Source organism: Streptomyces sp. McG3 (assembly GCF_018619185.1).
In the GTDB taxonomy this organism is placed as follows: Bacteria; Actinomycetota; Actinomycetes; order Streptomycetales; family Streptomycetaceae; genus Streptomyces.
The window spans coordinates 1-18,348 of record NZ_JAAXYC010000029.1 but is presented as its reverse complement, the minus strand read 5'-3'; the positions used below and the strand labels follow the sequence as shown (position 1 = coordinate 18,348).

At 72.3% G+C, this 18,348-nt stretch carries 20 protein-coding genes; 11 read left to right on the top strand and 9 right to left on the bottom strand.

Annotation, left to right across the window (positions count from 1 at the left end):
- Positions 1-54 precede the first annotated feature (54 nt).
- The gene (locus HET64_RS07585) at positions 55-981 is read left to right on the top strand and encodes a LysR family transcriptional regulator (RefSeq protein WP_215103277.1); all 927 of its coding nucleotides are present in this window, start codon (positions 55-57) and stop codon (positions 979-981) included.
- Positions 982-1,003: 22 nt separating this feature from the next.
- Here HET64_RS07585 and HET64_RS07580 read toward each other — a convergent pair whose 3' ends face one another.
- Positions 1,004-2,032 carry an aminoglycoside phosphotransferase family protein gene (locus HET64_RS07580; RefSeq protein ID WP_215103276.1) on the bottom strand — a complete coding sequence of 343 codons (1,029 nt, stop codon included), beginning with the start codon at positions 2,030-2,032 and terminating at the stop codon, positions 1,004-1,006.
- A 222-nt stretch (positions 2,033-2,254) separates the two neighbouring features.
- Between HET64_RS07580 and thpR the strand changes: the two genes are divergently transcribed.
- Entirely contained in the window at positions 2,255-2,884 is a 630-nt protein-coding gene (thpR, locus tag HET64_RS07575; RefSeq protein ID WP_215103275.1) for an RNA 2',3'-cyclic phosphodiesterase, read from the top strand.
- Positions 2,885-2,916: 32 nt separating this feature from the next.
- On the opposite strand, the gene HET64_RS07570 is transcribed toward thpR, so the two are convergent.
- Together HET64_RS07570 and HET64_RS07565 are read right to left on the bottom strand one after the other, a co-directional pair.
- On the bottom strand, positions 2,917-3,573 hold the full coding sequence (locus HET64_RS07570) for a maleylpyruvate isomerase N-terminal domain-containing protein (protein WP_215103274.1): 657 nt from the start codon (positions 3,571-3,573) through the stop codon (positions 2,917-2,919).
- A 179-nt stretch (positions 3,574-3,752) separates the two neighbouring features.
- Complete coding sequence (locus tag HET64_RS07565) at positions 3,753-4,364, bottom strand: hypothetical protein (RefSeq protein ID WP_215103273.1); 612 nt, start codon at positions 4,362-4,364, stop codon at positions 3,753-3,755.
- 152 nt (positions 4,365-4,516) lie between these two features.
- On the opposite strand from HET64_RS07565, the gene HET64_RS07560 reads away from it, so the two are divergent.
- Entirely contained in the window at positions 4,517-6,025 is a 1,509-nt protein-coding gene (locus HET64_RS07560) for an MFS transporter (RefSeq protein WP_215103272.1), read from the top strand.
- A 92-nt stretch (positions 6,026-6,117) separates the two neighbouring features.
- The gene (locus tag HET64_RS07555) at positions 6,118-6,663 is read left to right on the top strand and encodes a TetR/AcrR family transcriptional regulator (RefSeq protein ID WP_215103271.1); all 546 of its coding nucleotides are present in this window, start codon (positions 6,118-6,120) and stop codon (positions 6,661-6,663) included.
- A gap of 27 nt (positions 6,664-6,690) precedes the next feature.
- Here the strand turns inward: HET64_RS07555 and HET64_RS07550 are convergent, their stop codons facing one another.
- On the bottom strand, positions 6,691-7,179 hold the full coding sequence (locus tag HET64_RS07550; protein ID WP_215103270.1) for a MarR family winged helix-turn-helix transcriptional regulator: 489 nt from the start codon (positions 7,177-7,179) through the stop codon (positions 6,691-6,693).
- A gap of 111 nt (positions 7,180-7,290) precedes the next feature.
- On the opposite strand from HET64_RS07550, the gene HET64_RS07545 reads away from it, so the two are divergent.
- Positions 7,291-7,701 carry an Ohr family peroxiredoxin gene (locus tag HET64_RS07545; RefSeq protein ID WP_215103269.1) on the top strand — a complete coding sequence of 137 codons (411 nt, stop codon included), beginning with the start codon at positions 7,291-7,293 and terminating at the stop codon, positions 7,699-7,701.
- A gap of 42 nt (positions 7,702-7,743) precedes the next feature.
- On the opposite strand, the gene HET64_RS07540 is transcribed toward HET64_RS07545, so the two are convergent.
- Entirely contained in the window at positions 7,744-9,273 is a 1,530-nt protein-coding gene (locus tag HET64_RS07540) for an alpha/beta fold hydrolase (protein WP_215103268.1), read from the bottom strand.
- Positions 9,274-9,366: 93 nt separating this feature from the next.
- Between HET64_RS07540 and HET64_RS07535 the strand changes: the two genes are divergently transcribed.
- On the top strand, positions 9,367-10,437 hold the full coding sequence (locus tag HET64_RS07535) for a MerR family transcriptional regulator (protein WP_215103301.1): 1,071 nt from the start codon (positions 9,367-9,369) through the stop codon (positions 10,435-10,437).
- On the opposite strand, the gene HET64_RS07530 is transcribed toward HET64_RS07535, so the two are convergent.
- Positions 10,426-11,337, bottom strand: a complete 912-nt coding sequence (locus tag HET64_RS07530; protein WP_215103267.1) for a LysR family transcriptional regulator — start codon at positions 11,335-11,337, stop codon at positions 10,426-10,428. The two genes, HET64_RS07535 and HET64_RS07530, sit on opposite strands and share 12 nt — an antisense overlap.
- 231 nt (positions 11,338-11,568) lie before the next feature.
- On the opposite strand from HET64_RS07530, the gene HET64_RS07525 reads away from it, so the two are divergent.
- Positions 11,569-12,063, top strand: a complete 495-nt coding sequence (locus tag HET64_RS07525) for a hypothetical protein (protein WP_308369888.1) — start codon at positions 11,569-11,571, stop codon at positions 12,061-12,063.
- A gap of 22 nt (positions 12,064-12,085) precedes the next feature.
- Here the strand turns inward: HET64_RS07525 and HET64_RS07520 are convergent, their stop codons facing one another.
- Entirely contained in the window at positions 12,086-12,748 is a 663-nt protein-coding gene (locus HET64_RS07520; protein WP_308369887.1) for a TetR/AcrR family transcriptional regulator, read from the bottom strand.
- 217 nt (positions 12,749-12,965) lie between these two features.
- Between HET64_RS07520 and HET64_RS07515 the strand changes: the two genes are divergently transcribed.
- Positions 12,966-14,864, top strand: a complete 1,899-nt coding sequence (locus tag HET64_RS07515) for an RICIN domain-containing protein (RefSeq protein WP_215103266.1) — start codon at positions 12,966-12,968, stop codon at positions 14,862-14,864.
- A gap of 72 nt (positions 14,865-14,936) precedes the next feature.
- Here the strand turns inward: HET64_RS07515 and HET64_RS07510 are convergent, their stop codons facing one another.
- Positions 14,937-15,677, bottom strand: coding sequence for an SDR family oxidoreductase (locus HET64_RS07510; RefSeq protein WP_215103265.1), 741 nt, complete (start codon positions 15,675-15,677; stop codon positions 14,937-14,939).
- A gap of 225 nt (positions 15,678-15,902) precedes the next feature.
- On the opposite strand from HET64_RS07510, the gene HET64_RS07505 reads away from it, so the two are divergent.
- Positions 15,903-16,115, top strand: a complete 213-nt coding sequence (locus HET64_RS07505; RefSeq protein ID WP_215103264.1) for a hypothetical protein — start codon at positions 15,903-15,905, stop codon at positions 16,113-16,115.
- Positions 16,116-16,122: 7 nt separating this feature from the next.
- Here the strand turns inward: HET64_RS07505 and HET64_RS07500 are convergent, their stop codons facing one another.
- Positions 16,123-16,569 carry an SRPBCC family protein gene (locus HET64_RS07500; protein WP_215103263.1) on the bottom strand — a complete coding sequence of 149 codons (447 nt, stop codon included), beginning with the start codon at positions 16,567-16,569 and terminating at the stop codon, positions 16,123-16,125.
- Between the two features lie 189 nt (positions 16,570-16,758).
- Here HET64_RS07500 and yhfZ point away from each other — a divergent pair, with 189 nt between their 5' ends.
- Positions 16,759-17,697, top strand: a complete 939-nt coding sequence (gene yhfZ, locus HET64_RS07495; RefSeq protein ID WP_215103262.1) for a GntR family transcriptional regulator YhfZ — start codon at positions 16,759-16,761, stop codon at positions 17,695-17,697.
- Positions 17,698-17,790: 93 nt separating this feature from the next.
- Positions 17,791-18,300 carry a nitrilase-related carbon-nitrogen hydrolase gene (locus tag HET64_RS39620; protein ID WP_285801840.1) on the top strand — a complete coding sequence of 170 codons (510 nt, stop codon included), beginning with the start codon at positions 17,791-17,793 and terminating at the stop codon, positions 18,298-18,300.
- The last annotated feature ends 48 nt before the right edge of the window (positions 18,301-18,348 follow it).

The window sequence follows — 18,348 nt, the reverse complement described above, 5'->3', positions numbered from 1 at the left end:
ACCCCGCATCCGGTGAGCCACAACCGACGGTTGTGGGCCCATAGGCTTCAGGGTGTGGACATCGAAGCCGTGCGCACGTTCGTCACCGTCGCGGACACCGGACAGTTCCGGGAAGCCGCCGTGGACCTGCGCATCAGCCAGCAGGCCGTCTCCAAGCGCGTGGCGGGCCTGGAACGCGTACTCGGGGTGACCTTGTTCGTGCGTACCGCCCGAGGAGCGCGCCCCACTCCGGACGGGCAGGCCTTCCTGCCCCACGCCCGCGAGGTGCTGCGGGCCGTGGAACGTGCCGTCGCCTCGGTGCGCCCCGGGGACCGGGTGCTGCGCGTGGACGTGCTCCACCGGCGCATCGCGCCGGCGCTGGCCGTACGCGGCTTCTACCAGGCCCACCCCGGCACGGACCTCGACGTGGTGACGCTCGCGGACGCGAACGTGACCGGGGCGGCCGAGGCGGTGCGGGCCGGCGAGATCGACGCGACCTTCCGCGCCGTGCCCGCGGGCGCGCTGCCCGACGGGATCAGCGCCGAACGCGTCCTGGACGATCCGTTGCAGCTCCTCGTCGGACCGCGCCACCCGCTGGCCTCCGCCCGGTCGTTGGCCCCGGCGGACCTGGCCGGGCACCGGATCTGGATCCCGGGCATCAAGCAGGGCACCGAGTGGGCCGCCTACTACGACCGGCTGGCGGAGGACTTCGGTCTGCGCATCGACGCCGTCGGGCCCGACTTCGGAACCGAGGCGCTGATGGACTCGATCGCCGACTCCGCCGCGCTGGCCACCCTCATCGGCTCCCGGGACCGCTACGTATGGCCGGCCTCGCACGACCTGCGGCGGCTCCCGGTCGTGGGCCCGACTCCGGTCTATCCGCATGTGTTCCTCTACCGGACGGGCAATCCGCACCCGGTTCTGGCGGCTCTGCGCAGGTACCTCGCGCAGGTACGGCCGACGCCGCCCGCCGAAGCGTGGACACCGGGCTGGGCCCGCTGACGCCCGTGCGAACCGCCTCGGCTCAGGGGCGTTGCACGGGGACGGGCCGGAGCCCGGGCCAGCGGGCGAGCATCCGCCGGCGCAAGTCCGTGCAGAGGGTACTGAGTCCGTTCAGACCATCGCGGCCGGCGGTCATGCCGCCGACGACACCGAGCCGGTGGACGAGGCGTTGCCGGGCGGTGACGGTGCCCCACTTCCAGTCGCGGACCGGGATCCGGGCCAGGTGATCGGCGCCTTCGCGGTGGGCCCGCTGGACCAGGGCGTCGCCCCGGATCAGCCAGCCGGCGCAGGAGTCGGTGAGATCGCCGTGGAGTTCGTCGCCGGTCTCGGTGCGCCATGCCGTGCGGTAGGCGGCCTCCGCCCGTTCCAGCAGGGGGGCGGGTGCCGCGGTGACACACCAGCAGGTCGGGAAGCCGATGCGCAGGTAGGCGAGTTCCACCAGCCCGCTGCCCAGTGAGGCCTGTTCGAAGTCGATGAACCGGGTCCCGCCGGTGGTGTGCAGGTCGTTGCCGGGGCACGGGTCGCCGTGGAGCAGGGCGTGCCCGGGCGCCCGGGCGAGCCGGTGGACGAGGTCGTCGAGCTCGCCGGGCACGTCGGGAGGGACGGGAGCGTCGAAAGCGGCGGCCAGCCGGAGGAAGGAGGCGGCGTCGGCGGCGTCCGGGCCCTGCCAGCGGGGCAGCACTCCGGCGTGCTCGGGGCGGGCGACGGCATGCAGCCGGGCCAGTGCCGCCGCGTAGTCCACGATCCAGTCGCCGGAGGGTTGCCGGTGGTCGAGATGCTCCAGGACCAGCACCCGGTCGCCGGGGGCGGTGCCCAGAAGTGCGGGCACCACGGCCGGTTCGGCTCCGGCGGCGAGACGCAACGCGGCCAGTTCGCGGGCGTACCGCTCATCGGCGTCGGGACCGTCGACGATCTGCTTCACCACCACCGGCGCCCCGGCCGTATCCACCCGCCAGACCCGTGAGCGCGGGCTGCTGCTCAGCCGGCGGGAACGTCCCGGAGCGCCCAGTCCGGTCCGTAATCCGTCCCCCCACGGAAGTCTCGTTCTCATGCGGTCATCCTCGCACGGGAGGCATGACCTGACCGGGGAATGCCCGACCGCCGACCCGGCCGTGGAGCGGCGAGTCGAGACGCTCTTCTCCGTGCCGCCCGCGGGGTTCCGTCGCTCGTCCGGGCCGCATCGAGCCGTACGGTACGGCGTCGGCCCGCGTCCGGGTCCGGCGTCGGGCCCCGCGTTGCGACGGGGGCGTGGCCGGCACGTACGGTACGGCAGGTGAACGAACCGCCCGAAGCCGTGACCGGCCCCCCTGCGGACGAAAGCGTCCGGGCCACGACGACCCGCGTGTTCCTGGCGCTCGCCCCGCCCGACGACGCGAAGGACGAGCTGGCGCAGGCGCTGCGCCCGGCCTACGGCGCCCATCCCCGCATGCGGTGGAACCGCATCGAGGACTGGCACATCACCCTGGCGTTCCTCGGTGAGCTGCCGGTCGCCGCCGTCCCGGCCCTGATGCCGCCGCTCGCCGGGCTCGCGGCGCGGCGGCGGCCCCTGCGGCTGGCGCTGCACGGCGGCGGGCACTTCGACGAGCGGGTGCTGTGGACCGGGGTCACGGGGGACCTCGCAGGGCTGCATCACCTCGCCACCGACGTACGCGCCCTCGTCAGACAGTGCGGGGTTTCCTTCCCCGAGCGGCCGCTGCGGCCCCATCTGACGCTGGCGCGGTCCCGACGGGGCGACCACGCGGCCACGGTGGAGGCCGCGGCGGGGCTCGCCGCGTTCACCGGCCGGAGCTGGGAGGCCGGGCGTCTCCACCTGGTCGGCAGCAACATCGGCCGGGGCCCGGGGCCGATCCACTACCGCGACATCGACGCCTGGGACTTCCACCAGGGAGCGGACGGGACCTGAACGACCGCCGTGCTCCCACGGCGGTCGCGGCGCTAACCGAGGACGAACGGGAGCGCGGATGCCAGGTCGCCCAGTTCACGCGTCTCGGCATCGGTCGGGGCCCGCCGCCCGGTGCCGACCAGCAACACGTCCTCGTCGGAGAACGACACCGGGAACGCGGCCCCGCAGATCCCCTCGACCATCTCGCGTGACCGGGCGAGCCCCTCCGGGGGCGGTCCCGCCGCGTGCGGGAGGTGCAGCACCAGATCGAGGTGGTGCAGCGTCCACTCCAGTACGTACGCGGAGAGATAGTCGCCCGCGGTGAGGACCTCGCCGCAGGTGCTGACCCGGAGGCCGGGATCGGCGAGCCGGGCGGCACGGCCCGCGGCGGAGCCCACGTCGTCGAGGTGGAACGTGAGCAGACCCGGGTCCTCGTAGGCGGCGGCCAGCCGCACGGTCAGGGCGTCGAGCGGGTCGTCACCCGTGGGCGGAGTGCCCGATACGGTCCAGTAGGTCAGCGCGTCACGGGTCGGCTCCGCTTCGGCGGGCGTCACCAGCGTGATCAGGACGTCCTGCGCGTCGATGATCAGGTGGCACACCAGGTCGCGTACGAGCCAGCCCGCGCAGCCCGATGGCTGTTCGAGGTCCTCGGCGGGAAGTCCGGCGACCGTCGTGCGCAGCGCTGTCCACGAGCGCGAGAAGAGATCCACATCGACAACGGTAGTGCGATGCGGGCATCAGCGCGTCGGACACTGTCCGATGACCGGCGGCACGCGGTTCCGTGCCACGCCGTTCCGTGTCACGCCGTTCCGTGTCACGCCGTTCCGTGTCACGCCGTTCCGTGTCACGCCGTTCCGTGTCACGCCGTTCCGTGTCACGCCGTTCCGTGTCACGCGGGCCGGTCGTGCGACAGCAGGAACTCGGTGGCCCGAGCGATGGCCTCGGCTGATGTGCTGTGGACGGCCTCCGACTCGTCCTCCCGCAAGTCCGCGCGCGTGGCGGTGTACCACCAGGCGTCGGCGCCCGGATCATGGTGAATGACGGCGTCACCACCCGCGTAATGCAGCGGAATGGACTCGCTGGCGGACTTCTTGGGCACCGCGTGCGGCCACTTGAGGCGCGCCGACTGACGCTTGATCCCACCCCAGGCCGCGCCGAGCTGCGCGTAGCTGGATCCACCGCGTCCGGCGACGGTGGCCGCGCTCTCGGCCAGCCGGTCGACGGACCGCTTGGTCTCGTAGAGCGACCGCAGCATCGCCAGCTGCACGTCGGGCGCGGCCATGAGGGCGGCGTCGAAGGACTTGCCGGCCGCACGGTAGGCCAGCGCGCGCGTCGAGATCCGTTCCGCCAGTGACCGGACCGCCGCGAGCACCTGCTCGTCCATGGCGAACGTGTCGTCGTCGCCGGGCTCGTTCCAGGCAGGGTCCACCGGGGTCAGGACCGTGGCCCAGAAGTTCTCGTCACTCTGATCAGGGGTCGGAATCGCCTTCTCATCATCCATGCGACAACTTTAACTGTCACCTTGCAACTCGGCAATGATATTTGTCAGATTGGCTTACGGCAGTATTACCTGTCACGCCGATCCATAACTATACCTTTCGTAAGGTACAGTTATGGGGATCGGGGCGGTTCTCACAGTGAGGCTCATGAGGGATGACCATCAGCACGAAGCGGCGCTGGCTGCTCTTGGCCGTGGTGAGCGCGGGGCTCCTGCTGATCACGCTGGACAACTCCATCCTGTACGCGGCCCTGCCGACGCTGGTGGAGGATCTCGGCGCGAGCAGCTCCGAGGGGCTCTGGATCATCAACGCCTATCCGGTCGTGATGGCCGGCCTGCTCCTGGGCAGCGGCACGCTCGGTGACCGGGTGGGGCACCGGCGGATGTTCCTGATCGGCCTCGTGGTCTTCGGTGCGGCCTCGCTCGTCGCGGCGTTCTCCACCAGCCCGGAGGCCCTGATCGCCGCGCGGGCCTTCCTCGCTGTCGGCGCGGCCGCGATGATGCCCGCCACCCTCGCCCTGATCCGCGTGACCTTCGACGACGAGCGCGAGCGCAACATGGCCATCGCGGTCTGGGGCACCATGGCGGTCGTGGGCAGCGCGCTGGGGCCGATCATCAGCGGGATCCTGCTGCAGCACTTCTGGTGGGGATCGGTCTTCATCATCAACATCCCGGTCGTCCTCGCGGCCATCGTGGCCACGCTGTTCGTCGCCCCGCCGAACGATCCGGACCCGTCCAAGCGCTGGGACCTGCTCTCCTCGCTCCTGGCCCTCGTCGCCCTGGTCGGCCTCGTCATCGCGATCAAGGAGACGGCGAAGACCGACCCCGCTCCGGCCGTCATCGCCGCCGCCGTCCTCGCGGCCGCGGTCGGCGGATGGACGTTCGCCCGACGTCAGCGCCGCCTGCCCTACCCGCTGCTGGACTTCGCGATCTTCCGCAACCGGGCCTTCCTCGCGGGGGTGCTGGCCGCCGGATTCGCCCTCTTCGCCATCGCCGGCATCCAGCTCGTCACCACCCAGCGTTTCCAGCTCGTGGAGGGCTTCACCCCGCTGCGGGCCGGATTCCTCGTCGCGGCCGTCGCCCTGGGCGCGTTCCCCACGGCGATGCTCGGGGGCGCGATCCTCCACCGGGTCGGCCTGCTGCCCCTCATCACCGGGGGTCTCGCACTGGGCGCCGTCGGCACCGTGCTGGTACTCATGAACTTCGCCACCAGCATGGGCCTCCTCGTCACCGGGCTGATCATCACCGGCAGCGGCCTCGGCGCGGCCATGTCCGTCGCGTCGAGCGCGATCATGGGCAATGTCCCGGCCCGCAGGGCGGGCATGGCCTCGTCCGTCGAGGAGGTCTCCTACGAGTTCGGCAGCCTGGTCGCGGTCGCCCTCCTCGGCAGCCTGCTGACCGCCGTGTACTCCGCGACCATCGACCTCCCCGCCGGGGTGTCCGACCGGGCGCGCGACAGCCTCGACAGCGCGCTCGCCCTGGCCGGCGAAGGGGCGGGGGCCAACAGCGCGCTGGTCACCGCGGCGTCCGAGGCGTTCGACGGCGCGTACCTCGCCGTGATGATCGTGGTCGCCGCCGTCCTCGCCGTCGGCGCCCTCGCGACCGGGGTGCTGCTGCGCCGCCACGGCCCCGGCTCGGCGCTGTCCGGGCCCGCGCACCACTGAAGCGCCCGTACCCCGCACAGTCCTTTGCACCACTGAGCCAGGCACACCAGCGAGTCCCGCACACCACCGACCCGACGGCACGGGAGCAGTACATGCGCACCAGCAAACGGACCCAGATCCTCGAAGCCGCCACCCGGGTCGTACAACGTGAAGGCGTCAAGAGCGTCACCTTCGACTCCGTCGCCGCGGAGGCAGGGCTGACGAAGGGCGGCCTCCTCTACCACTTCGCCTCGCGCGAGGACCTCGTCCGGGCGATCCACCAGCATCTGGCCGACCAGTGGGAAGCCGACCTGGCCGCGGCGGCCGGGAAGCCCGCGGCCGAGGCCACCCGGGAGGAGCGGCTCGCCGCCTACACCCGGGTCGCCATCCAGAGCGCCACCCGGGCCGAGCTCCTGCTGATGCTCGAAGGGTCGACGAACCCCGCGCACGCGGCCGTGTGGGAAGCCGTGACCCAACGGTGGGCGCCGTCCCCGGCGTCGGCGGCCGAGGATCCGGCCGCGCTCGACCGGTTCATCGTCCGCCTCGCGGCCGACGGCCTGTGGCTGTACGAATCCCTGACCGCCGAGCGGCTGGACCCCGGCATGCGGCGGGCGGTCGCCGACCGCATCGCCGACGCCCTGACCCACCGCGACGGCTGACCACCGGCCACGCCGGCCCCCGGCGGCTCAGTAGGCGTCGGCGGCCTCACCCAGGGCGGCGGTGAGACGGCCCAGGACGTCCTGCAGCCCCAGAACCTCCTCCAGGGAAAGGCCGGTGGCGTCCAGCACACCACGGGGGACGGACCGTGCGCGGTCCCGCAGTCGCGCGCCCTCGTCGGTCAGGTCGATCAGAACGGACCGTTCGTCCTCGCGGCTGCGTTCGCGCCGGACCAGCCCGGCCGCCTCCAGCCGCTTCAGCAGCGGCGAGAGGGTTCCGGAGTCCAGCTGGAGACGCTCCCCGATGCCCTTGACCGGCTGGGGGCCGTGCTCCCACAGGACCAGCATGACCAGGTACTGCGAGTACGTGAGGCCCAGGTCCTTGAGAGCCTGCCGGTAGAAGCCGCCGAACGCGCGCGACGCGGTGTGCAGCGAGAAGCAGACCTGGTGGTCCAGTCGCAGCAGCTCCGCGTCGGGCACGCCGGAGAGATCGGGCGGGGCGCCCGGAGCAGTGGTCATGAGCACCAGCGTACCGTCGACCTCTATTAAGTTGTGCACAACTCAGTTGTGTGCAATCTTTATTTCTGTCGCCGCGACCATCCCGGTCGGGGCTCCAGTGGAGGGTCACCCATGGACGCGTTGTACACCGCCGCCGCCACCGCCAACGGCCGAGAGGGCCGTGCCGTGAGCTCGGACGGTCAGATCGACCTCCCCCTCGCCATGCCTCCGGCTCTCGGCGGCAACGGCCGGGGCACCAACCCCGAGCAGCTCTTCGCCGCCGGCTACGCCGCCTGTTTCGCCAGCGCGATGGCCGCGGTCGGTCGCGAGATGAAGGTCGACACCAAGGACGCGTCCGTGACCGCCGAGGTCTCCATCGGCAAGGACGGCGACGGCTTCGGGCTCTCGGTGGTCATGCGTGTGGAACTCCCGGACACCCTCGCGGGCGAGGCCGGGCGCAAGCTGGTCGAGGCCACCCACGCCTACTGCCCGTACTCCAAGGCCACTCGGGGGAACATCGACGTCGAGCTGGTCATCGAGTAGTCGTCCCGCCCCCGGGTCACCCCCCTCATTCGGATCGGGACGTCACCCCTTCAAGCGGGCCAGCACCGCGCCCACCGCGCGGTGCACGGCCTCGCGCCCGCCGTCGGTCGGGTCGAGGGTCTCGAAGCCGTGACGCCCCTCCGGTACGTCGATGACCTCGATGTTCGCTCCGCAGCGGGCGGCCTCGGTCAGGAACTCCTCGACGGTCGCGGCGATTTCGGCACTCTCGCGTTCGGCCCGGACCAGCACGACGGGAAGGCGACCGGCTCGGGAGACCGCCCGGACCGGGTGGAATCGGGTGTCGTCCAGCCCCCAGCTCGGCAGCGGCGCGAGTATCGGGTAGTTCGCGGCAACGCAGCGCAGCCACGGCGGCGGGTCCGTCAACCAGTCCGCCACGATCGGGCCTCCGCCCGAGAAGAACCACAGGACGATCCGGTCCGCGTCCACCCTGGGGTCGGCGCGCACCCGCTCCACCGCGTCGGTCACGTCCGCTGCGGCCACCTCGTAATCGGTCACGGCGTGCAGGCGGTGGTCGAGCGTCACGCCCACGACTCCCTGCCCGGCGACGTGGCGTGCGTACCCCGTCAGGGTCGGCCAGTCCCGGGGCGTGGGCCGCGCCTCGGCGGGCACCGGTCCGCCGTGCACGAACACCACGGCCGGGTGCGGGCCAGGACCGTCCGGCAGGTACAGGTCGGTGTTCCCGGTCCGTTCGCGGGGCCTGTCGGGCACGTCGAGGAGGAACGGCCGCAGATGGGCGGGCGTGCGGGAGGCGTCGGCAGCGATCAGCCGGTGTCCCCCGCCGGACGCGGCCTCGATCAGGGTCTCGGCCAGCGCGGCGGGGCAGGACAGCATCGGCCAGTGCCCGGTGGGCAGTTCGAGGAAGGGCACCCGGGCCTCGGCCAGGGACCGGAGAGCCGGATCGCCGACGTCCACCAGGATCTGGAGCATCTCGACGCCCGGCCCGTTGCCGGTGCACAGCACCCCGGTCACGGGTACGTCGGCCACGGCTCCGGTGAGCCGCAGCGGCTGGAGCAGCGTGCCCAGCGGCTGCGGTGCCGCGAGGGCGGTGAGCCCGTCGAGCGCCGCCCCGGAGAGCCCTGCGGTGCTCCCCCAGCGGGACCACGCGTCCCGGGCCGGGGGCGGCAGCTCACCGCCGGTCCCCCGTTCCCCGCTTCCGGCGGCGCGCTCCATCAGCTCCTCGCGCAGTCGCTGGTCGGGCACGGCGGCCAGGGCGGGGACTCCGTCCCGCGGCATCCCGGCGTCCAGGTGGACGATCCGGGCGATCGAGCCGGCCCTCCGGTCGGCCGCGCCGAGCACCGGGTGGATGCCGTAGTCGTGGCCGACGAGCACGATCTCCCCGCCGGTCTCCGCCGCCACCGCGTCGATCACCGCGAGCACGTCCGCGACATGGGTCTCCAGGTCGACGGCCTCGCCGGGATCTGCGGGGCGTCCGCCGAGCCCGGTGAGCGCCACCGTTCGCACCTCGGCGCCGTCCGCGGTCAGCCGGGCGGCGGTGTCCCGCCACACGTGCGGTCCGGTGAACGCCCCGGCCACCAGGATGAATACGGTCATGGTTCCTCCTCGTCACGGTGTCTCCCGCGCACCGGCCCGGTCTCCCGGCAGCGCTCGCCGTTACCGTAGGAACTCCCCCTGGTGGAGGTTCAAGTGTTCTCGTCGTACGACGGTCTGTGCACCATCGGCGAACTGGCCGAGCACACGGGCGTGAGCGTCAAGACCGTCCGCTTCTATTCGGACCGAGGGCTGCTTCCGGAGGCGTCCCGGAGCGTCGGCGGGCACCGCAGGTACGCCCCGGAGGCCGTGGAGCGGCTGCGCATGATCCGCTCCCTGCGCGGCCTCGACCTGGCGGTTCCCGAGGTGCGCCGCATCCTCGACGAGCAGGACGCGCAGGACGAGTGGGGCGACGGGGCCGGGGAAGGGGGCGCTTTGGAGGATGCCGTGGCCGGGCGGCTGCGCTCCCTGGGCTCCGAGCTCGCCGCGCTGCGCTGGCGGGAGGCCGCGCTCAGGCTGGTGCAGGAGAGCCCGCGGGCGGAGCGGCCCGACCGGCTGCGGCTGGTCGGTGCGGTCGCCGCCCCGCCGAGCACCGCCTCGCTGTCCCGATTCTGGCGTGCGTGGCTGCCGCCCCGCATGCCCGCCCGGTCGGTCACCGCGTTCCTGGAGGCGGCGGTGCCGGACCCGCCCGACGACCCGCGGCCGGCCCAGGTCCTCGCCTTCGCACGGCTGCACGCCTACGTGACCCGTCCGTGCGGCGGCGGGGGCTGTGGCGGCGGCTCCTGCCAGCCGCGGGCGCACGGCGTCGCGGGGGCCCGTGCGTCGGCCGTGCTGTACGCGGGTCTCGCCGAGGCGTACGACCTGGCGGGCGGGGAGCTGCGCCGCGATGCGGAGCCCTGTCCCGGGGAGGCGCTGGACGGGTTCGTGGACGCGTACGCGAGCACGTACGGCGCCCCCGACACGGCCGCCTTCCGCCGCGTACTGGCCGGCCGCCTCGCGGCCGATCCGCGCATCGACCGGTACTGGGACCTGACGGCCGAGGTGATCAGTGCTCCCGGGGGCCGCCCCGAGCCGACTCCGGGCTCCGCGCACGACTGGCTCCTGGCCTCCCTGGACGCGCAGTTGGAGGCGATGGACGGCGTGGACGTGCGGGAGGGGCCCGTTTCCGTCGCGCCCTCGCCCGGAACCGGCGCACCGGACGGGGCGCGGGCCGTATCACCCCGGTGAGCGGGGCCGTTCGCGCTCCGCGACCACCCCGTGCAGGAACTCCCGCAGGGCCAGGGCCGCCGCGAGCGGCGTGTCGGGCAGCGCCACGTGCACGGTGCGGCGCAGGGCGGGGTCGGTGAGGGGGCGCAGTACGAGTTCGCCGGGGACCGCAGGCGCCGCCAGTGAGGGGACCAGGGCCACGCCGAGGCCGGCGGCCGCGTACCCGAACTTGCCCGCCCAGCCGCCGATCCGCATGACCCTCTCCGGGGTGAAGCCCGCTCGGGCGCAGGCGTCGGCGAGCATCGTGGGGCGGTCGCCGTACGCGCTCTGGATCCAGGTCTCGTCGCGGAGTTCGTACAGATCGACGGCCTCTGCCCCGGCCAGGGGATGGCGGCGCGGGAGGGCGACGAGCAGCTCGTCCTCGCACAGCACGGTGGTCGTGATCCCGTCGGCCGAGGGCAGGGGGTAGGGGTAGTCGCTCACGACGGCGAGGTCCAGCGTTCCGTCGGCGAGCTGCCGCATCAGCGTGCCGGTCGGGCTTTCGGCGGCCACCACCTCGATCCCCGGCCGCGCGTCCTTCAGGGCTCGCAGCGCGGCCGGCAGGAGGGCGATGCTGGCGGTGGCGAACGCGCCCGTGTGCAGCGGCCCACCGCCTCCGGCGTGCAGCACGGTGAGGTCCCGCTCGGCCCGGGCCAGGCGGTCGAGCACGTCCACGGCGTGCCGGTGCAGCACCCGCCCGGCGGGAGTGAGCCGTACACCTCGCGGGAGGCGTACGAGCAGCGGCCCGCCCGCCCGCTGTTCCAGCGCGGCGATCCGCCGGGACACCGCGGACTGCGTGTAGTTGAGCCGGACCGCCGCCCGCGTGAACGATCCGGTCTCGGCCACGGTGACGAGCAACCGGAGCGATTCGTTCTCCCACATGTCTTCCCCCTGCCGCCGCGCCCGTCGCCCGGACACCGGCATCCTCCCCCATCGCATTCCGGTCGCGCATGGGTCCGATGCGATTCGGTCGCTGGTGTCATGTCTCGGGCAGCCGTAGCGTCGGGTCCGCGGTGGCGCCGAGTACCGGTCGCGCGCCCGTCCGGGGCCCGCCGCTCACTGAGCCGAGGACGCGCGGGCCCGGTGGCCTCGATCCCGACAAGGCGGTTCATCGTGCGACAGACCCGGGGCGAACCGGAGTTGGGGCAGCGGATCGGCACGTACCACGCCGTGGGGATCGTGGGCGCACTCGCCCAGTTCGCGGTGCGGACCATCACCCTGCTGGTGGTCGTCCTGATCGTCGCGCTGGTGTGGATCAGGCCGAACTCCGCGCTGCTCAAGGGGGCCGTGGCCGCCACGGTGGTGCTCGTCCTGTTCGGGCTGCGGCTGCTGTGGTGCTTCGTCACCGCGCGGTACGGCGGCAACCAGTGCCGGCTGCACCAGGGAGGCATCGCCGTCACCGGCCCGCTCGGCGGGGTGCGGGACGCGGTGATGTGGCGGGAAGTGACCGGTCTGCGCAGGACGAGCAGCGCCTCGCTCCTCATGGCATCCCACCGCGTCGAGGTCGAACGGCGGGGTGGGCCGCCCCTTGCCTTCACTGCGCTGGGCCTCGAACCCGACCTGATCGGCGTCCTGTTGAGTCTCGCCGCGCGCAACGGCCTGGAGTAGGCGGCCGGCCCGGTCGCATCACTCAGCCGGCGGTGTGCGGGCCGAAACGCTCGGGGTCGAGGGTCGCCAGCAGTGAGGTGACCACGAGATCGGTCGACGCGGCCATGTCCACGGATTCCGGTGACAGGAGCCACTGGACCTGGAGGCCGTCCATGACCGCGATGATGGCGTTGGCCGCGTTCTCGGTCAGGTCCTCCCGGCCGGCGGGCGGCGCACAGGCCTCGCGCAGGGCGTCCGCGACGAAGGCGCGCAGCCCGTGGTAGCGGTCACGGAAGTAGTCCTGGGCGGGGTGGTCGTCGGTGACGGATTCCGCCGAGAGCACCGCGTACAGCCGGACGATGCCCTCGCGCTCCGCGTTGCGCAGTGCGGTGTTCACCAGGTGGCGGAGGAAGTCCAGCCCCTGGGGGCGGTCGGGGCCGAGGTGCTCGATGTCTCTCTGGTCGCGCAGTTCGAGCACGCTGGTGAGGAGAAGGGCCTTGGAGCGGAAGTAGTGCAGCACCCCCGCCTGCGTGAGGCCGACCCGGTCCGCGATCTCGGCCAGCGAGGCGTTGTTGTAACCACGGGCGGCGAAGGTGTCCATGGCGATGGCCAGGATGTCCTGCTGTCGCTGCCGGGCTTCCGGGCTGCGCGGCGTGCGGGGCTTGGCCGGACCGGGCGCCGGCCTGCCCACTGACTGGTTGCTCACCGGTTCACCTTAAGCCTGCCGGAGCCCCGGTGAAGATCTTCCGGGCCCCGGGGAAGAACACCGGAGCCGACTACTTACTAACCACTTAGTGGGTGTGCTTTCATGCCGTTGTCCCGCCCTCTTGTGACCGGCACGCCCGGAGCGAGGCGTCCGCCGCGCCCTCCGCCGGCCGGGGTGCAACCTGTCAGCAGGTACGAACCCAAGGAGAGCCGCAACCATGCCAAGCTCCACTCCCCCACGTTCCGGAGCGCGCGCGGCAGCCGCCGCGCTCGTCCTCGCCGTTGCCACCCTCGGCGTCGACGGCGCCGTCGGCACCGCCCGGGCGGCCGACCCGGCCGCACAGGTGTGGGTCACCACTCCCGACGGCTCCAAGAAGCTCACCCCGGAGGGGAACGTCCCCTTCACCGGGACCCCGCAGGCGGTCGACATCCGCGTCGACGCGGCCGACAAGGGCCAGAAGTTCACCGGCGCGGGGGCATCGGTGACAGGCGCGTCCGCCCACCTCCTCCAGAGCCTCCCCCAGGCTCAGCGCACCACGGTGCTGCGGTCGCTCTTCTCCACGGAGGGCGACGGCATCGGACTCAACTACCTTCGCCAGCCCCTGGGGAGCACCGACTTCGACGCGAACAGCGACGCGTACACGTACGAGGACACCCGGGGCGCCTTCTCCATCGACCGGGACCGGAGCCAGATCATCCCGGTCCTGAAGCAGGCCGCGGCCATCAACCCGGCCATCCGCTTCATGGGCTCCCCCTGGTCGCCGCCGGCCTGGATGAAGACCAACAACTCCCTCAACGGCGGAAGTCTGCGACCCGAGCACTACCAGGCGTACGCCGAATACCTCGTCAAGGCGATCAGGGCGTACGGCCAGGAGGGCATCACCCTCACCGACCTCACGGCGCAGAACGAGCCGGAGTTCGCGACCAGTTACCCGTCCATGAGCATGACCTCGGCTCAACAGGCGGACTTCCTGCGGGTGCTGGACGGGGCGCTCACTGCGGCGAACCTGCCGACGAACATCCTGGCCTACGACCACAACTGGGACCATCCGAACTACCCGCTCGACGTGTTCGCACGGACGGGCGGCATCCAGCGGATCATCGGCGCCGCGTTCCACTGCTACGGCGGAGCGCCCGCCGCGCAGAAGCAGATCGCCGACGCCGGGAAGCGGGTCTTCTTCACGGAGTGCTCGGGCACCGACAGCGCGAACCCGGCGACCACGTTCGGCGACACGCTCAAGTGGCACGCCGAGAACCTCGTGGTGCAGAACATGCGCAACGGCGGTGAGACGGTCATCAACTGGAACCTCGCCCTCGACCGGAACGGCGGCCCCCACCAGGGGCACTGCACCACCCGCTGCAACGGCATCGTCGAGATCAACGGCGGTCAGGTCACCCGCAACGCCGAGTTCTACGTCCTGGGGCACGTCTCCAAGTTCGTCAAGGTGGGCGCGACCCGGATCGGCTCCACCAGCCAGGACGCCGGAGGGGTACGACACGTCGCCTTCCAGAACAGCGACGGCAGCCGCGCGGCCGTGGTCGTCAACACCGCTTCCGGAGCGCAGCGGTTCTCCCTGACCGACAACGGGAAGTCGCTCGACTACACCCTGCCCGCCGGGGCCGTGGCCACCTTCACCTGGGACGGGAGCGGCGGTACGACGGAGCCGCCCGCGGGCTCCATCGACCCCGCCGCGTGGTACCAGGTGCGGAACGCCAACAGCGGGGCCTGCCTCGACGCGGCCGACTGGGGTACGGACAACGGCACCGCGCTCCAGCAGTGGGCCTGCGGGACCGGGGCCAACCAGGGCTGGCAGTTCAGGCCGACCGACGGCGGCCACTACCAGGTGGTGAACCGGCACAACGCGAAGGCCTGGGACGTCGACGGAGGTTCCGGGGCGACCGCCGACGGCACGAGGGTCCACCTGTGGTCGTACGAGGGCGGCACGAACCAGCAGTGGCGGCCGGAGGCGCTGGCCGGCGGCGGGCAGTACCGCTTCGTCGCCCGCCACAGCGGCAAGTGCCTCGGCGTCGACGGTTCCTCGACGGCCGACGGGGCCAGGCTCTCGCAGCAGCCCTGCTCCGGCTCCCCGGCCCAGGCGTTCGCCCTGACCCGCTGACGCGGACGACCGGGACCGCGGCGGCTCTCCCGACGGGGGCCGCCGCGGTACGCGCCCTCAGCGGCTCGCCCGTCAGGCGTGCCGCGCCAGCCAGTCGGCGTAGCGGGTGGGGGCGATGCGGGCGTCGCCCTTCGGGGTGAGGACGTCGCCGTTGACGGCGGCGAACATTCCTGCGGCGTCGTCGGTGGTCACCGAGCGGCTGTCGCCCTTGGCACGGAGTGTGATGAGGCCCAGTTCGTCCAACGGCCAGGCGTCGGGCCCGGCGAGGTCGACGGTGCCCCGGAGCGGTGCGCCGGCCGCGACCTCGGCGACGGTGGCGGCGACGTCGGCGGCGGCGACCGGCTGGAGCCGGGTGCGCGGAAGGCGGACGGTGTCGTCGTCGGCGGTCCAGGAGAGGACCGCGTCCATGAACTCCATGAACTGCGTGGCGCGAACGATGGAGTACGGCACGGGGCCGGCCCGCAGGATCTCTTCCTGGAGCGTCTTGGCCCGGTAGTAGTCCAGTTCGGGCACCTGGTCGACCCCGACGATCGACAGGACGACGAAGTGCCCGACGTCCGCCTTCCGGGCGGCGGCGACGAGGTTGTCCATCGAGGTGCGGAAGAACGCCGGCGAGGCGTCGTCGAACGTCGGCGAGTTGGTCAGGTTGACGACCACGTCCGCACCGGTGAGGGCGGCGTCGAGTCCTTCGCCGGTGATCACGTCCACCCCGGTGGACAGGGAGTGGGGTACCGCGCGGTGACCGGCCGCGTCGAGATCCCGCACCACCCGGGATCCGATCAGTCCGGTTCCGCCGATGACAGCGATGTGCATGGCCCTGCCCTTCCTCGATCACGGTTCGGCCCGACGCCTCCTCCGGCTACGGGCCCGGGATGCCGGGCGGGATCAGCGGCAGACCGAACCCGGCCGAGGCACCGGCGCGAACGCTCGGGGCGCGCTCGCCGACACCCACGCGACCGGGCGCGCCGCACACCGCCCACACCCGGTGCGCCCTCATATGCTTCACCTTCTGCCAGTTCGCCCCCTTCAGGAGGTCTCGTGCCGGCTCGCGCCATGTACTGCGCCACGTGTGACTCCGATGAGCAGCACCGTTCCCTCAGCGCCGACGAGAAGACCTGGCTCCGCGGCCGGACGGGCCGCCGGAGCGTCGACGAGTTCTTCATGTGCAAGGCTCCGGACTGCCGCAATGTGCGCAGCGGCTTCAACAAGCACCCGTTCGACCCCGTGATCCGCGTCCCCCTGCCGGACTGACGCCACATCAGGACGCTTCGACGGCTTCCTTGATGCGCAGCCCGAAGTCCGGCGCGTCCTTGCGCGCCGCGCCGCCGGCGAAACCGACCAGCAGCTTGCCGAATCCGTGGCCCTCCAGGACGTTGAAGAGCCTCACCCGGGTTCCGCCGTCCGGAGCGCGTCCGAGGTCGTAGCCGCCCTCGGTCGCGGTGATGAGGTTCTTGGACTGCTCGCGCCAGCGAATGCGCGTCGGGGCCACCAGCTCGCTGATCTCGAAGTCGCGCCGGGACGTCATGCCCGCGTCCTTGACCGTGCTGTGGAAGACGGTGCCGACGCGGGTGGGGCCGTTCGGCGATTTCTCGATGCGCTGTACCCGGGGACTGAACTCGGGGTCGTGCTCCCCGTCCGCGAGGAAGGCGAAGACCTCCTCGATGGGCCGGTCGATGTCGACCGTCGCTTCGAACTGTGTGCCCATGACTCTCTCCCGTGGTCGGGGCGCCCCGGTCGGAGCGTCCGCCCGCACGCCGGTCGCGGGTGATGGCGCGGATTCGCTGTCCGCCACCAGTCTCGGCCGAGGCTCCCGGGAGTGCACGCCGAGGGGCGGGCCCGCACCCAGACGACGAGGACCTTGTCAGTATCCAGAATCCTGTTTACTGTTTGATTCGTGAACGACCTCGACGACCACCTCCTCACGCGCAACGGCCTCGCCGCCCGGCAGCTGGCCGTCCTGCTCCTGCATCACGAGCCGGACACCCGGCTGCCCCGCGTGCGGGACTTCGCCGAGGAGCTGGGCTGCGGCAACGGAACCGTCCAGGCGGCCCTCCAGTTGCTGGAGGAGGCGGGAGCGATCTCCACGACCGCGCGCGGCCACCTGGGGACCTTCCTGGTCCGTTCGGACCGCACGGTCCTGTGGCGGCTGTCCGGCCTCGGCACCCTGCTCGCGGCCATGCCGCTCCCCTACTCCCGCAGGTACGAGGGGCTGGCGACCGGACTGCGCAGCGCCTTCGAGGAGGCGGGCGCACCGTTCGCGATCACGTTCATGCGGGGTGCCGGTGCCCGCACCGCCGCCCTACTGGAGGGCAAGGTCGACCTGGTGGTGCTGTCGCGCTTCGCCGCCGACCAGCTGATCGCCGAGCATCCGGTGGAGCTGGTGGCCGACCTCGGCCCCGCCACCTACGTCGGCGCGCACGGCATGCTCGTACGGCACGGGGCGGACCTGGCCGCACCGGGGCTCCGGGTGGCGATCGACCATGCCTCGGAGGATCTGCGCATGCTCGTGGAGCGGGTGTTCGCGGGCCGGGAGGACATCGAGTGGCGGGAGGCCTCCTACATGCAACTGCACGATCTGTTCGCACGGAACGAGGTGGACGCGACCGTCTGGAACCTCGACGAGGCGCAGGACCGGCTCGGGCTCGGCGTCGACGTGGTGCCGCTCGGCGACGAGGTCACCCGTGAGCTGGCCCTGCGCAACTCCACCGCCGCCGTGATCGGCCGGACCGAGGGGGCGAAGGCGCTCGCCGCCGTCCGCGAATCGCTCGACCTGTCGACGGTGACACGGCTGCAGAGTGAGGTGCTGCGAGGGGAACGCGTCCCCTCGTACTGACCGCCGGCGCGGCCGCCGCGACGCGCATGTCCCGGAGCGCCGCGCACCCTGAAAATACAGAATCCTGGTTATTGTTGATTGAGGAGGACCATCATGGACGACCAGCTCGCACTGCGGATCCAGCTGTTCCGCGAAGGCGGTCAGGTCAAACCCGAGGTGGCCGACTTCGTCGCCGCCGAACTCGCCGCCCTGGAAGCCGAGGGGCACCTCGTCACCGAGGCGACGGCCTCCATGCTGACCAGCCATCTCATGATGGCCATCGGCCGACTGCTGAACGGTGAGCCGATCGAGCAGTTCCTCACCGACGACCAGGTAGCCGCCGAACTGGCGGACCATCCGGAAGCGGTCGCCCGCGCCCGCGCCGTCGAGAACCAGGCGTACGTCCTGGCCTGCGGCACCGCCGGCACCCACGCCGGGACCGAACAGGCGGGCCGCTCCGTCGTCGTCGACCCCTGGGGCGAGGTGCTGGCCGAGGCCGGCACGGACGAGGAGATCCTCACCGTCGACTTCGACCCGTCGACGGTCGCCGCCACCCGCGACCGCTTCCCGGCCCTGAAGGACCGCCGGCTGGGCCTGGCCGAGCCGAAGGAGCCGCGGCCGTAGCGCTGCGACGGCCGCAGCGCCGCGGCAGGGGCGGCGAGGGGGGACGGG